Below are 13,695 nucleotides of genomic sequence, written 5' to 3' on the forward strand. Positions count from 1 at the left end.
AGGATTCTCCAGCACATCGTAAAAGTGCATAGGTTCTTGCACTGCACCTTTTGATATTAACCACACGAGCGCAAAAAATGGCTCTGCGTCTTTCCGTTAACAGTTTGTTAGGATAAACCGGAAGTTAAACAACTTCTGATTTCAGTCCAAACGGATTTACCATGTCTTTTGATCGCTTGAAGCAATTTATCCGCGACGAGTCCGCGTCCGTCACAATCGAATATCTGGTGCTGGCCGGGGTGCTGAGCATGGTCTGGCTTGCCGTCGGCGCGGAATATCAACGCGAGGTCAAACGTGTCTATGCAGACCTCGCTCGCACACTGCGCCAAATCAGGATCTGAGAAAGAGCCGATTGGCTCCACAAACAAGCCCGGCTCAAGGCCGGGCTTTCTTTTTGACCAAAAATCAGACGGTGCTCAGGCGGCGCTGCTTGCCTTGCTGACGAATCGCATCATCACCGTATCGACTGCGAGGCTGTCCCCTTCGCTGACCAGAATTTCCTCGACCACAAGGTCCCGTTCGGCGCGGAGCACATTCTCCATCTTCATCGCTTCTACGGTGGCGAGCGCCTCCCCGGTCTGAACAATCTGCCCTTCCTTGACGGCAATCGACACCACCAGTCCCGGCATCGGGCACAACAGCAGGTTTGAAGTGTCCGGCGGAACGCGCTTGGGCAGAAGCGCTTCCAGCTCGGCCACATGAGGCCGCATGACCTTGACTTCCTGCTTCACGCCCTTGTGGGTCAGGATGTAGGAATTGAGCCCCCTGCGCACCTGCACGATCATCTCGCGGCCATCCACTTCACCACACCAGAGCTTCCAGCCCGGCGCCCAGTCGGACAGCACAGGCACCACACGCCCGTCAGGCAGGGCAAGATCCATGTCGATCGGCGTTGTCGGGTTGCCGCTGAGATAGCGAATGGCGAACCGCTTGTTCTTGTCGAAAGCCGCCGTCCAATGCTCATGCATCGGCATGGTCTCCAGCTTGCGCCTGTCCTTGAAGCGATGCAGCCGATCATGCACGACCAGTTCCATCGAAGTCGCCACGCAGGCCAGCGCCAGGTCCGTCTCCTCGTCCCAGTGCCCGCCTTCGAAACCGTCGGGATATTCCTCCGCGATGAAGCCGGTGGTGATGTCCCCGGCCCGCCATCTGGGATGTTCCATCAGGGCGGTCAGGAAAGGAATATTGTGCTCGATGCCATCAATGATGAAGGCATCAAGCGCGCGGGACATGTGGTCGATTGCCGACTTCCGGTCCGGCCCATGGGTGCAGAGCTTGGCAATCATCGGGTCGTAGAACATGGCGATTTCCGAGCCCGCCTCAACGCCGGTGTCATTGCGGATCGTCAACCCGTCGGCGCAGCCCTCCATCGGCGGTCGGTAGTCAACCAGTCGACCGATGGACGGCAGGAAATTGCGGAACGGATCCTCGGCATAGATGCGCGACTCGATCGCCCAGCCATTGATTTGGACATCTGCCTGCGTCAGCGTCAGCTTTTCACCATTGGCGATGTGAATCATTTGCTCGACGAGATCGACCCCGGTGATCAGCTCGGTCACCGGGTGCTCCACCTGCAAGCGGGTGTTCATTTCAAGGAAATAGAAATTCCGGTCCTTGTCGACGATGAATTCCACCGTGCCAGCAGAGTGATAGCCCACGGCCTTGGCAAGAGCGACAGCCTGCTCGCCCATCGCCTTGCGGGTTGCCGGATCAAGAAAGGAGGACGGTGCCTCTTCGATCACCTTCTGGTTTCGCCGCTGGATGGAGCATTCCCGCTCATTGAGATAGATGGCGTTGCCATGTTTGTCGGCCAAAACCTGAATTTCGATATGACGCGGGCCGACGACGAATTTCTCGATAAAGCAGCGGTCATCACCGAAGGAGGAGCGGGCCTCGGACCGGGCACGTTCAAACCCTTCCCGCGCCTCGGTATCGTTCCATGCAATGCGCATGCCCTTGCCTCCGCCCCCGGCAGAGGCCTTGATCATCACCGGATAACCGATCTCGCCAGAGATGCGAACGGCCTCATCGGCGTCCTCGATGATGCCCATGTGGCCGGGCACAGTCGAAACCCTGGCATCAAGCGCAAATTTCTTTGATTCGATCTTGTCGCCCATTGCCTCGATGGCTTTGGCAGGCGGCCCGACGAATTCGATCCCGGCGGCGGCCAGTGCCTTGCAGAAGGCGGCATTTTCCGACAGAAAGCCATATCCCGGATGAACCGCCTGTGCGCCGGTCTTCTTGCAGGCCTCGATGATCTTGTCACCAAGCAGATAGGATTGGGTGGCCGGCGGCGGCCCCAGATGCACCGCCTCATCCGCCATCTGCACATGCATCGAATCTTCGTCCGCATCGGAATAGACAGCAACGGTCTTGATGCCCATCTTGCGGGCCGACTTGATCACCCGACAAGCAATTTCACCACGGTTCGCTACTAAGATTTTCTCAAACATGAAAGCCCCGCCAATGTCCCTCACCCCGAAAGCGCCTGAGATCCTGAGCGCTTTGGATCATCTGGTTCTGTCTTTCCGGGCACCATTCCCCCCGGCGGCCCATCCGGACAAATGCATATTCCTGAAAGAAGACTTGTAAAGAGGGACAGGGACGAGCACAATTCGGACCATGGAAGGGATGGCCGAATAATTCCTATATTTCAATATGTTGAAAATGAATTATGAGACTATTTGATAAGATTTCTAATTGCACAATCGTGAAAAGACAAACATTTTGGTGTAAATTATCCTGTCGAATGGCTTTCTCGGCCAAAGCGATTGCTGATATGGATGGCAACACCATCTCCATGTGACTGCAATGAGATTGCAATGTGATCGCGATGTGATGCACTGAATTTGAAAGCAAGAAGCAATGCCTCAGACTGCGCAAGCCCTCAAACTCGGACCGATCAGCTGGACCCAAAGCGCGCCTCCCCTGATCATGGGCATCATCAACGTCACCCCGGATTCCTTTTCCGACGGGGGTCGCCATATCGGCCGCGACAAAGCCCTCTCCCACGCGCAACAGTTGGCCAGCGAAGGAGCCCGGATCCTCGATATCGGCGGCGAGTCGACCCGCCCCGGAGCCGCGCTGGTCGGCGAGGACGAGGAGCTGGACCGGGTCATTCCGGCAATTTCTGCCATTGCAGAGGCCAATCTCGGCTGTGCCATCTCCGTTGACACCTACAAGGCCCGCGTTGCCGACAAGGCCCTTGCGGCAGGTGCCCATATCGTCAATGACGTCTGGGGCCTGCAACGCGAACCGGACATCGCCAAAGCCGCCGCCGACCATCAGGCACCGGTCATCATCAATCACTGGGAGAAGGAACGCCACGCCGACAGCGACATCCTCGACCAGATGAAACGCTTCTTTGACCGTTCGATCGCCATCGCCCTTGCAGCGGGAGTGAAGCACGCAGACATCGTGCTCGACCCCGGAATCGGCTTTGCAAAAGACGTGGCAGAAAATATCGAGATTTTAGCCCGACTTGAACAATTATGCGTTTGGGGGTATCCATTATTGATAGGTACATCACGCAAGAGATTTATCGGCAGCTTGACCGGTCGGGAGGAACCAAGGGATCGGGTCTTCGGCACAGTCGCCTCCAATGTGGTTGCCTTGATGAAGGGAGCTGCCATATTTCGCGTGCATGACGTCGCGGCCCACAAGGACGCACTCGCCGTAGCCCATGCCATAAGCCAGCAACAACGGACCTGACCCATGGATCGCATCATCCTCCGAGACCTCGCCTTCTTTGCCTATCACGGCGTTTACCAGGAGGAAGCTACCCTGGGCCAACGCTTCTACTTCGACCTTGACTGTTATCTCGATCTGCGCCCCGCAGGTGAAAGCGACGATGAAACCCAGACCGTGCGCTACGACTATATCGCCAAGCGCGTCGAAAACATTGTCAAGAACCAGAGATTCAAGCTGATCGAGGCCCTCGCCGAAACTGTTGCCAAAGACCTGCTCGGCCATTTCGGCAGCCTGCAGAAAATCCGCGTGAAAGTTCGCAAACCGGAAGCCCCCATTCCGGCCATCATCAAAGACATCGCTGTAGAAATAATCAGAGACCGCGAGGATTACGCATGATGAAGAACAGTCTGCCCGAAACATTGGTTTTCATTTCTCTGGGCGGCAACATCGGGGATCCGGCCATCACCATTGAAGATGCTCTGTCCACCCTTTCGTCACAGAAAGGCGTGCGGGTCATCTCACGTTCGCCCTATTACATCACCCCGCCATGGGGCAACACCAATCAGTCCGAGTTTGTCAACGCCTGCGCCGTGTTGAAGACGACCTTGTCGGCCGCGGACCTTCTCAAGACCTGCCTTGAGGTTGAAAAGAGCATGGGACGTGTACGGGATACCCATTGGGGACCGCGGATCATCGACATCGACCTGCTCACCTATGGGGACGCTGTCATTGATGAAGACAATTTGCAGATCCCGCACCCCTACATGACGGAACGCGCCTTTGTGCTGGTGCCGCTGCGCGATCTCGCCCCGGATTTTTCGCTCAACGGCGTGCCCATCGACGCCATGCTGGAAGGTCTTGACCAGTCAGGCATCGTCCGCCTTGATCATCACGGCTAACTGTCGGATTGCCCGCCAGCCCTGCGCTTTCCGAGCACAGTTTTTGTGCACTTCCTTGTCATATTTTTATTGCCCGAAGGCATCAAGGGGTAGTAGTGAAGGCCCAATCACTCCTTGATGCCGGTGCATCCGGAAGTCCCCTGTCGGAAAGCGCTTTGCTGCGCCTTCTTCCTCCCTCACACAGGAAAATCGAAAATGACCAAATCCTTGAAGATCGCAGGCATCTGCGGCAGCCTGCGCAACAATTCCTATTCTGGAAACCTCCTTGCTGCCATGGCCGACCTTCTGCCTGAAGGGACCGAGTTCAATCGCGTCGATATCGCAAACATTCCTCTCTACAATCAGGATCTGGATACGGCCAATGGCCCGGAATCTGTATTCGCTGGCCGTGCCTTGGTTGCCGAGAGCGATGCTGTCATCATCACTCTGCCTGAGTTCAACCACGGGATTCCCGGTGTGCTGAAAAACGCGCTCGACTGGCTCTCCCGCCCGGCCTTCACCGGTTGCTTCACCGATAAGCCGGTGCTGTTTGCAACCATCGCCCCCGGCCCGCTCGGCGGCGTGCGTGCTCAGGCACAGATGCGCGTTACGCTGTCATGCATGCTGTGCAAATTGCTACCGTTGCCGGAAATCGCCGTCACCTTCGCTGCCCAGAAGTTCCCGGAAGGCAAGCTGGTCGATGAACCAACACAAAAGCACATTCAGATGGTGATGGACTCGTTCCTCGCAAAAGCCGATCTCGTGTAGATCTAAAAATGATGCTTGGCAGCAAACGGTCCATACCGTTTGCTTGCCCCGATCAGATAGGCTGTTGACCAGCCGATATAGATGAAGCCGGCGATCCCTTCAAGCGCCCCCAGAATGCGCCACTGCTTGGACAGAATGATGTCTCCATAGCCAAGCGTCGAGAAGGTGACCGTGGAGAAATAGAGCGCTTCGTCAAACGCCTGTAGCGCGCCAACCGTCCAATAGGTCACCGCCCAGACCCAGATCTGCAGAGCGTGGATCACAAACACCCCCAGCACCGTGGCCACCATCAGCCACATCTTGCGATAGTGAATGGCAACATTGGACCAGATGCTGGCCAGAATGCGCACCCGGTTGAATATCTCGATCATCCCCAGCATCTGAACAAAGACGCAGGCTGTGATCACCAGACAGCCGACAAACAGACTGATCAGCATTCGCCTTACCTCCCAAAGGACAAAGCATCCGACATTCCGTTGAGCGATCATGAGCGCCGCACGGGAACGGGCACGGGTGCCTGTTTCGCCTCAGCCTAACAACAAAAAGTCGCGCGTCCGTAAAGGACACGCGACAAGATATTCAAATATCGTGATTTCAACAGACAAAAGAACGCATTAGAGCGGGATATTGTCGTGCTTCTTCCACGGGTTCTCAAGCCGCTTGTTGCGCAACATCCTGAGAGCCCGCGCAATCCGCAGGCGTGTCCGATGCGGCATGATCACCTCGTCGATGAAGCCCCGTTCCGCGGCCACGAAGGGCGACAAAAACCGGTCTTCATAATCCTTGGTGTGCTGGGCGATCTTTTCCGGATCATCCAGATCCTTGCGGAATATGATCTCGACCGCCCCCTTCGCCCCCATCACAGCGATCTGGGCGCTTGGCCAGGCATAGTTGACATCGCCACGCAAATGCTTGGATCCCATGACGTCATAGGCGCCGCCGTAGGCCTTGCGGGTGATGACCGTCACCTTGGGAACCGTTGCCTCGGCATAGGCGAACAGCAGTTTGGCGCCATGCTTGATCAGTCCGCCATATTCCTGATCGGTCCCGGGCAGGAAACCCGGCACATCCACCAGCGTCACCACCGGTATATCGAAGGCATCGCAGAAGCGGACGAAGCGGGCAGCCTTGCGCGAGCAGTCGCTGTCCAGCACCCCGGCCAACACCATCGGCTGGTTGGCAACGATGCCGATGGTCCGCCCTTCCATACGCGCGAAACCGGTGATGATGTTGCGGGCAAAGGCTTCCTGTATCTCGAAGAAATCGCCCTCGTCAACAACCTTCAGGATCAGTTCCTTCATGTCATAGGGCTTGTTGGGATTGTTCGGGACCAGCGTTTCCAGCGAATGGTCTTCCCGGTCCCACGGGTCATAGTGATCAAGCACCGGAGATTCGGACAGGTTGTTGGCGGGCAAAAAATCGATCAAACGACGCATCTGGGCCAATGCCTCGATATCGTCATCATAGGCACCATCGGCAATCGACGACTTGGTGGTGTGCACCGATGCGCCGCCAAGCTGCTCGGACGTCACCTCTTCGTTTGTCACGGTCTTGACCACTTCCGGGCCGGTCACGAACATGTAGGAGCGGTCGCGGACCATGAAGATGAAATCGGTCATCGCCGGCGAGTAGACATCGCCACCGGCACAAGGCCCCATGATCAGCGAAATCTGCGGGATGACACCGGATGCCATGACGTTGCGCTGGAACACCTCACCATAGCCGCCCAACGCATCGACGCCCTCCTGAATGCGGGCTCCACCGGCATCGAACAGACCGATGATCGGGGCACGGCTTTTCAGCGCCATATCCTGAATCTTGGTGATCTTCTGGGCGTGGGTCTTGGAAAGCGACCCGCCCAATACGGTGAAATCCTTGGCAAAGATGTAGACGATGCGGCCATTGACCGTGCCCCAGCCGGTCACCACACCATCGCCGGGCATCTTGACCTTTTCCATCCCGAAATCGGTGCATGTATGCTGCACATACATGTCGAACTCTTCGAATGACCCCTCGTCAAGAAAGCACTCGATGCGCTCCCGGGCCGTCAGCTTGCCGCGGGCATGCTGCGCAGCCATACGCTCCTGGCCACCTCCCATTCTGGCCTTTTCGCGACGTCTTTCAAGCTCGGCAATTACACTTTTCATGGCAAGGACCCTCAGAAAGAATGATGGTTGGAAAGCCGTGTCCTCCCCGCGGTCAGGTATCGACCGCGCAACACGCCCAACGCAATCCATGTCAACGCAACCCTGCAATATATCAGGATTTCTGCTGACCCAAGGGCTAACATAATAAATTTGGAGCCAATAGCTGGCAGATCGGATGAAAGGCTCAGAGAATAGTCTTAAGCTATAAGCAGAAGGTCCACCGCCTCAGTCCCTAAAGGCCCGGATCACCAGAACGGCGGCATCATATTCGGCCCGGCGGAAAGCCCGGCGCTTGGTGGCCTCTTCATCCTCGCCCCACAGCTCGATGTTCCAGTCTTCATCAACCATGGCAGCATTCCATGCAGCATCCGCATGGAGGAACCCGTCCCACACCGCAAAGGCAAGCAGCGCCGACCCGGTGAGCGTCATGACGCTGTGCACGGCGCCAAGCTGGAATATATCAAGATCACCCCAGAGCGCCCTCAGACGCGCGCCCATGACCGGAGACTGCTCCACAGCCAGAATGCCGCTGGCCTGCACGAAGCGGCCTCCCAGCGCCTCCTCGGCCCTGTTCAGCACCGGATGCCAGTGATCTCTCTGGCGTTGCACGAGACGCTCCGGGTGCGTGGCCGGATAGCACAGAAAATCACTGTTGAGATAGGCGACAATCTCGTCGATCATCGCCGGGCGGGCCTCTTCGACACCATCCCGGATAGAATTGACAAGACGGGACAGCGGCATGGTGGCCGGATTGATCTCCGTCTCCTGCGCAGCCCACTCGGCAACGAGGGCCTCTGCCAGCGCCCGATTTGGCACGGCAACAGTCCTCTTGGCCGGGCTTTTCACCTTGCGTCCGTCCAGCAGCACACAATAAAGCAAATTGCCGTCGTTGTCGGTTTCCTCACCGACAGTGACGTCCTTGTAGAAACGCTTCGGCAGCGGCCTCTTGGTCGCTTCCTTGGAACGCATCATCGGATTGTCGGAGCTGTCCTTCTGGCCAGGGCGGAAATCACCAAACAGCACGCCATAGGTTTCGCGAGGCTCGCCCTCCGCACCGGTCTGCACCTCGGCACTCTTCTCCGTGTCCTTGTCCGCCATCGGTCTCCCCCAATCAATCCGTTCGTTACAAACCGGCCAGCAGCGCGTGCAGCTCCGGATAATCATCGACAATATGCTGCGCCCCGGCCTGCATCAACGCGTCACTGGTATGATAGCCCCAACTGACGCCGATGGTGTTGACCCGGGCGCTGACCGCCATTTCCATGTCGTAGCTCGTATCGCCGATCATGTAGGTATCCGCAGCGGCAACCCCCGTCTCGCCCATCGCCTGCAGGATCATGCCCGGATGCGGCTTGGAAGGAGCCCTGTCGGCAGTCTGCACCGTGACGAACAGATCGTGCCAGCCGTAGCAGTCGAACAGATGCAAAACCCCGCGATAGGCCTTGCCGGTGGCAATGCCGAGCAGCACGTCCGGCGCTTTCGCCAGTGCCTCGATCGCGTCCCTGGCTCCATCGTAGAGATATTCTTCCGCCTCGCCTCTGGCACGTTTGCCGATGACGAAATCCTTGTAGCTCTCCACCAGCGCACCATTCTGGGCTGCGGTCAGATGGGGCGCCAACTTGAAAATCGCTTCCGGCAGTGACAGGCCGATGATCGAACGCGTCTCTTCAGCAGTAGGCGCAGGCAGGCGATGAACACCGAAGGCATGCTCCATGCCTTCGACAATCGTGTGCTGGCTGTCGACCAGAGTTCCGTCACAGTCGAAAATGAAAAGTTTGAGGCTCATGAGAACGGGTCCTCAGGCTGGAAAAACAGAAAGGCGAATAGTGGACACGGGCGCTAGACTGCGGAACCGGAACGATCAGTCTTCGGTGCCAAGCTCGTCCTCGATCTCCGGATCATAGGACGCCTCGTCAAACCCGAGCAGATTCCAGCTCTGCTGCATGTGCGACGGCAATGGCGCACTGACATCAAGTATTCCACCCTTGGGATGCGGAATGCGGATGCGCCTTGCATGCAGATGCAGCTTCTTCTGAATGCCGCCGGGGAACTCCCAGTTTTCGATGTTGAAATATTTCGGATCACCGATGATCGGGCATTCCATGTAGGCCGTGTGGACGCGCAGCTGATGGGTGCGCCCGGTAACCGGCTTGAGCACCAGCCACGACATCTTCTGCCCGGATGTTTCGACAACCGCATAGTGGGTCACAGCGTGCTGCGCACCATCATCGCCATGGCGAGCAATCCGCATCCGGTCACCGTCTTCGGCCTGATACTTGGCCAGATAGGTGGAGATACGACCCTGATGGGGCTTTGGCACGCCTCGCACCAGCGCCCAGTAGGTTTTCTGTGTCGACCGTTCGCGGAAGGCCTTGGTCAGCGCCATGGCAACCGAGCGCTTGCGGGCAATCACCAGAACGCCCGAGGTGTCCCTGTCCAGACGATGGACAAGACGCGGCTTCTGGCCATTCCGATCGCGCAGGGCTTCCAGCATGCCATCGACATGGCGGCTCATGCCCGAGCCCCCCTGCACGGCCAAGCCTGCCGGCTTGTTGATGACAAACAGATCCTTGTCATCATAGAGCATGATCGACTTGAGAAATTCGCCATCATCATCCGAGGCCCGCGGCATCGCCCGCTTGGGAGCGGCACTCTGCGACTTCTCATCGGTCGCCAGCGGCGGCACGCGCACTTCCTGCCCCTTCAACAGCCTCACGTTCGTTTTCACCCGCTTGCCATCGACACGCACCTGCCCTGTGCGCAGCAATTTCTGCAGCTGGCCAAAGGAAAGTCCCGGAAAATGCTCCTTGAACCATCGGTCCAGACGCAATCCGTCCTCTTCCCCTGTCACTTCGCGAAACTGAATGGTTGCCATTCGATCTAACTCTCTATTCTCAAACCAGCGCGCGGGCTGCCGACAGCCCAAAGAAGAGCGCCACAATACCGCCCGCCAGCGAGATTGCAATATAAATCAGCGCCAATCCGGACTGGCCGCGCTCCGTCATTGTAACAATATCAAGCGAAAAAGTGGAAAAGGTGGTGAAGCCACCCAGAAGGCCGGTGGTCAGCAGCAATCGTATTTCAGTGCTGGCGCTGAAACGCACGGCTAGAAAATGAATGAGCAGCCCCATGAAGAAGGACCCGACAATGTTGCAGATCATCGTGCCATAAGGCATGCCGCTGCCGAACGAGCGCAAGGCCGCCAGACCGACCAGATGTCTGAGGCTGGCCCCGACGGCTCCACCGACCGCCACGAATAGGAATTGGTTCATTTGTTTCTTTCCATTCTCAATCTGGACCAGTAATCCAGACGCTTGCGCAATTCGCGCTCGAACCCGCGTTCAACCGGCTCGTAGAATACCTTCCGTCCCAGCGCTTCGGGGAAATAGTCCTGTCCCGAAAAGGCGTCCGGTTCGTCATGGTCATAGCGATAGCCTGCCCCATATCCCTGCTCGGCCATCATCTTGGTGGGGGCATTGAGGATATGTTTGGGCGGCGGCAGGGACCCTCCCGCCTTGGCGACCTTCATCGCCGTGTGAAAGGCCATGTAGCCCTTGTTCGATTTGGGTGCCGTGGCAAGATAGATCGCCAGTTGCGAGAGTGCATAATAGCCTTCCGGCGCCCCGATCAGCTGGAATGCCTCCCGTGCAGCCATTGCCTGCACCAGGGCATTGGGATCAGCCAGACCAATGTCTTCGGACGCCATGACCGTCATGCGCCTGAGGATATATAACGGATCCTCTCCGGCATCAAGCATGCGGCACATATAGTAGAGCGCCGCGTCCGGGTCCGAACCGCGGATAGACTTGTGAAAGGCGGAAATCAGATTGTAGTGACCCTCGGCCGACTTGTCATAGACCGGCGCCCGGCGCTGCAGGATCCGCCCCAATTGCTCGGGTGTAAAGACCTCGCCCTCTTGCGCCGCCCGCCAGACTTCCTGCGCCAGCGTCAGCGAGGAGCGCCCGTCGCCGTCAGCCATCCGGATGAGCGCCACACGCGCCTCGTCATCAAGCGGCAAAGGCTTGTCCAACGCTTCCTCGGCCCGCGACAGAAGCTTGCCGATTGCCTCGTCATCAAGGCTCTGAAAGGTCAGCACCTGCGAGCGCGACAGAAGAGCGGCGTTGAGTTCGAAGGACGGGTTCTCCGTCGTGGCACCGACCAGCACCACGGTACCGTCTTCCATCACCGGCAGGAAGCTGTCCTGCTGGGCCTTGTTGAAGCGATGGATCTCATCGACAAACAACAGCGTGGTCTTGCCCATCCGCCGCCGCGCGCGGGCCGCTTCGAACACCTTCTTGAGATCGGAGACGCCAGAAAAGATTGCCGATATCTGCTCGAAATGCAGATCCGTCCCATCCGCCAGCAGGCGGGCAACGGTCGTCTTGCCCGTGCCCGGTGGTCCCCAAAGCACAAGGCACCCCAACGAGCCGCTTTTCAGCATGCGCGTGAGAGTGCCGTCAGGCCCCACCAGATGCTCCTGCCCGACCACGTCTTCAAGCCGCCTCGGTCGGAGCAGATCAGCAAGAGGCCGGGAAGTTCCCTCCCCGGTCTCGCCATGTCCAGAACCAGAGCTGGAAACCTCCAGCCCTGCATTTTCAAATAGATTGCTCACAGCTATCTCAACTGATTGTCGTCTTGATGAGCTGGCCATCGCGCTGGATCTCCAGCCGCCACAAACGGAAGTCCTGTTTGGAAAGCGTTTGCAGATCCCGCGTGTTGCGCACAGCCTGCCCATTCACCTTTCGAATGATGTCGCCCATCTTAAGGCCAAGACGCTCCGCTGTCGTGCCATTTCTGATGTCGGAGACCACAACGCCTTTCAAACCGCTGTCTACCCCCAGTTCCTGCGCAACAGCAGGGGAAAGATTGAGCACGGTGGCACCATCAAAGGGTGAATAGCCCTCGATATAGCGCTGATCCCGAGGCGGTTTCTCCGGAGCGGCTTCAGCGCGAATCTTGAGCGTGCTGGCCTTGCCGTGACGCGAGATGTCCAGATTGACCGTCGAGCCGATCGGAGTGGTGGCAAACCGGTAGCCAAACGCATCAGGGCTGTCGACATCCTTGCCGTTGACCTTGAGGATCAGGTCGCCGATCTCAAGGCCTGCAGCCTTGGCCGGGCTGTCATCAAACACCTCGGTGACCAGCACCCCTTGCGGCCGATCTAGCCCAAGGCCATTGGCAATGTCGGCACTGACCATCTGCAGACTGCCGCCGAACCATGCCCGTTCAACCTTGTTGCCGGAAATGGCCGCTTCCGCGACAAGCCGGACCATGTTGGCCGGAATGGCAAAGCCGATACCGTTGGAGCCACCCGAGCGGGTGTAGATCGAGCTGTTGATGCCGACCAGCTTGCCCTGCATGTTGACAAGGGCACCACCAGAGTTACCCGGGTTGATGGCAGCATCGGTCTGCACGAAATAGCTGTAATCGGAAGCGCCGACCTGCGTGCGGGCGACGGCCGATACGATACCGCTGGTCACAGTCTGACCAACGCCGAACGGGTTGCCGATGGCCAGCACGAGATCACCCACCTCGGTGTCATCCGAGTTGGCAAATTCCAGATGCGGCAGGTCTCCCTTGAGGTCACGGACCTTGAGGATCGCAAGATCGGTCCGCTCGTCATCAAGCACCACGTCGGCTTCGAACTCGGTCCGGTCCGCCAGCGCGACCTTCACTTCTGTTGCGCCGTCAATCACATGGTGGTTGGTGACGATCACACCGGTATGATCAACAATCACACCGGAACCGAGCGACCGCTCGACACGTTCCCGTGGTGCTCCGAAACCGCCCCGACCGAAAAACTGTTCAAAGAACGGATCGTTGAAAAAGGGAGAGCGGTTTTGGGTCACCACCTTGCGGGTGGCATAGACATTGACCACGGCAGGGGCGGCCTGTTTGACCAGCGGCGAGAAGCTGAGCTGCATTTCGACCTTGCTGGCCGGAACACGTTCAACCGCCTCGGTGACCTTGGCTGGCGGAGCGGTACCAGCAGCACTGGAGGACGGCACGAAATCGCGCGCCAGATATCCCCCACCGGCTGCCACCAACAAAACGGCGAGAGCGGCAAACTCTTTTCGCAAAAACATCGTGACACCTCTTCTCTTTCAGGATTCGGACTTTCATATGCCTGAAGACATAAAATCTACCCGAAAAGGTAAGATCAAGTGCGGGCAGAATTAAGATACACGCCACACCTTTGTCTTTCATTGCCA

The 13,695-nt window shown here is 57.8% G+C and carries 14 protein-coding genes; 5 read left to right on the forward strand and 9 right to left on the reverse strand.

Annotated elements, in window-relative coordinates:
• The first annotated feature begins 161 nt into the window (after positions 1–161).
• The gene (locus DSL70_RS10030; protein ID WP_119307751.1) at positions 162–341 is read left to right on the forward strand and encodes a hypothetical protein; all 180 of its coding nucleotides are present in this window, start codon (positions 162–164) and stop codon (positions 339–341) included.
• A gap of 75 nt (positions 342–416) precedes the next feature.
• Here DSL70_RS10030 and DSL70_RS10035 read toward each other — a convergent pair whose 3' ends face one another.
• The gene (locus DSL70_RS10035) at positions 417–2,453 is read right to left on the reverse strand and encodes an acetyl-CoA carboxylase biotin carboxylase subunit (RefSeq protein WP_119307915.1); all 2,037 of its coding nucleotides are present in this window, start codon (positions 2,451–2,453) and stop codon (positions 417–419) included.
• Between the two features lie 412 nt (positions 2,454–2,865).
• On the opposite strand from DSL70_RS10035, the gene folP reads away from it, so the two are divergent.
• From folP to DSL70_RS10055, 4 genes are all read left to right on the forward strand, one after another.
• Positions 2,866–3,711 carry a dihydropteroate synthase gene (gene folP / locus DSL70_RS10040; RefSeq protein ID WP_119307752.1) on the forward strand — a complete coding sequence of 282 codons (846 nt, stop codon included), beginning with the start codon at positions 2,866–2,868 and terminating at the stop codon, positions 3,709–3,711.
• Between the two features lie 3 nt (positions 3,712–3,714).
• Entirely contained in the window at positions 3,715–4,086 is a 372-nt protein-coding gene (gene folB / locus DSL70_RS10045) for a dihydroneopterin aldolase (RefSeq protein WP_119307753.1), read from the forward strand.
• Complete coding sequence (folK, locus tag DSL70_RS10050; RefSeq protein WP_245418153.1) at positions 4,083–4,589, forward strand: 2-amino-4-hydroxy-6-hydroxymethyldihydropteridine diphosphokinase; 507 nt, start codon at positions 4,083–4,085, stop codon at positions 4,587–4,589. Before folB ends, folK begins: the two co-directional genes overlap by 4 nt.
• A gap of 195 nt (positions 4,590–4,784) precedes the next feature.
• Entirely contained in the window at positions 4,785–5,336 is a 552-nt protein-coding gene (locus tag DSL70_RS10055; RefSeq protein ID WP_119307754.1) for an NADPH-dependent FMN reductase, read from the forward strand.
• Positions 5,337–5,338: 2 nt separating this feature from the next.
• Here DSL70_RS10055 and DSL70_RS10060 read toward each other — a convergent pair whose 3' ends face one another.
• The 8 genes from DSL70_RS10060 to DSL70_RS10095 form a co-directional block, all read right to left on the reverse strand.
• Positions 5,339–5,773, reverse strand: a complete 435-nt coding sequence (locus DSL70_RS10060; protein ID WP_162916549.1) for a two pore domain potassium channel family protein — start codon at positions 5,771–5,773, stop codon at positions 5,339–5,341.
• Positions 5,774–5,950: 177 nt separating this feature from the next.
• Positions 5,951–7,483: an acyl-CoA carboxylase subunit beta gene (locus tag DSL70_RS10065; protein WP_119307756.1), complete on the reverse strand. Its 1,533-nt coding sequence runs from the start codon at positions 7,481–7,483 to the stop codon at positions 5,951–5,953.
• Positions 7,484–7,708: 225 nt separating this feature from the next.
• On the reverse strand, positions 7,709–8,581 hold the full coding sequence (locus DSL70_RS10070) for an ATP12 family chaperone protein (RefSeq protein WP_119307757.1): 873 nt from the start codon (positions 8,579–8,581) through the stop codon (positions 7,709–7,711).
• Positions 8,582–8,606: 25 nt separating this feature from the next.
• The gene (locus tag DSL70_RS10075; protein ID WP_119307758.1) at positions 8,607–9,269 is read right to left on the reverse strand and encodes an HAD-IA family hydrolase; all 663 of its coding nucleotides are present in this window, start codon (positions 9,267–9,269) and stop codon (positions 8,607–8,609) included.
• A 75-nt stretch (positions 9,270–9,344) separates the two neighbouring features.
• Positions 9,345–10,358, reverse strand: a complete 1,014-nt coding sequence (locus DSL70_RS10080) for an RluA family pseudouridine synthase (protein WP_119307759.1) — start codon at positions 10,356–10,358, stop codon at positions 9,345–9,347.
• A 19-nt stretch (positions 10,359–10,377) separates the two neighbouring features.
• On the reverse strand, positions 10,378–10,755 hold the full coding sequence (crcB, locus tag DSL70_RS10085; RefSeq protein WP_119307760.1) for a fluoride efflux transporter CrcB: 378 nt from the start codon (positions 10,753–10,755) through the stop codon (positions 10,378–10,380).
• Positions 10,752–12,095, reverse strand: coding sequence for a replication-associated recombination protein A (locus tag DSL70_RS10090; protein WP_425359351.1), 1,344 nt, complete (start codon positions 12,093–12,095; stop codon positions 10,752–10,754). The genes crcB and DSL70_RS10090 overlap by 4 nt, the downstream gene beginning before the upstream one ends.
• Before the next feature lie 7 nt (positions 12,096–12,102).
• Complete coding sequence (locus DSL70_RS10095) at positions 12,103–13,569, reverse strand: DegQ family serine endoprotease (protein WP_119307762.1); 1,467 nt, start codon at positions 13,567–13,569, stop codon at positions 12,103–12,105.
• Positions 13,570–13,695 lie beyond the last annotated feature (126 nt).

It is taken from the genome of Cohaesibacter haloalkalitolerans, assembly GCF_003574655.1.
Lineage (GTDB): Bacteria > Pseudomonadota > Alphaproteobacteria > Rhizobiales > Cohaesibacteraceae > Cohaesibacter > Cohaesibacter haloalkalitolerans.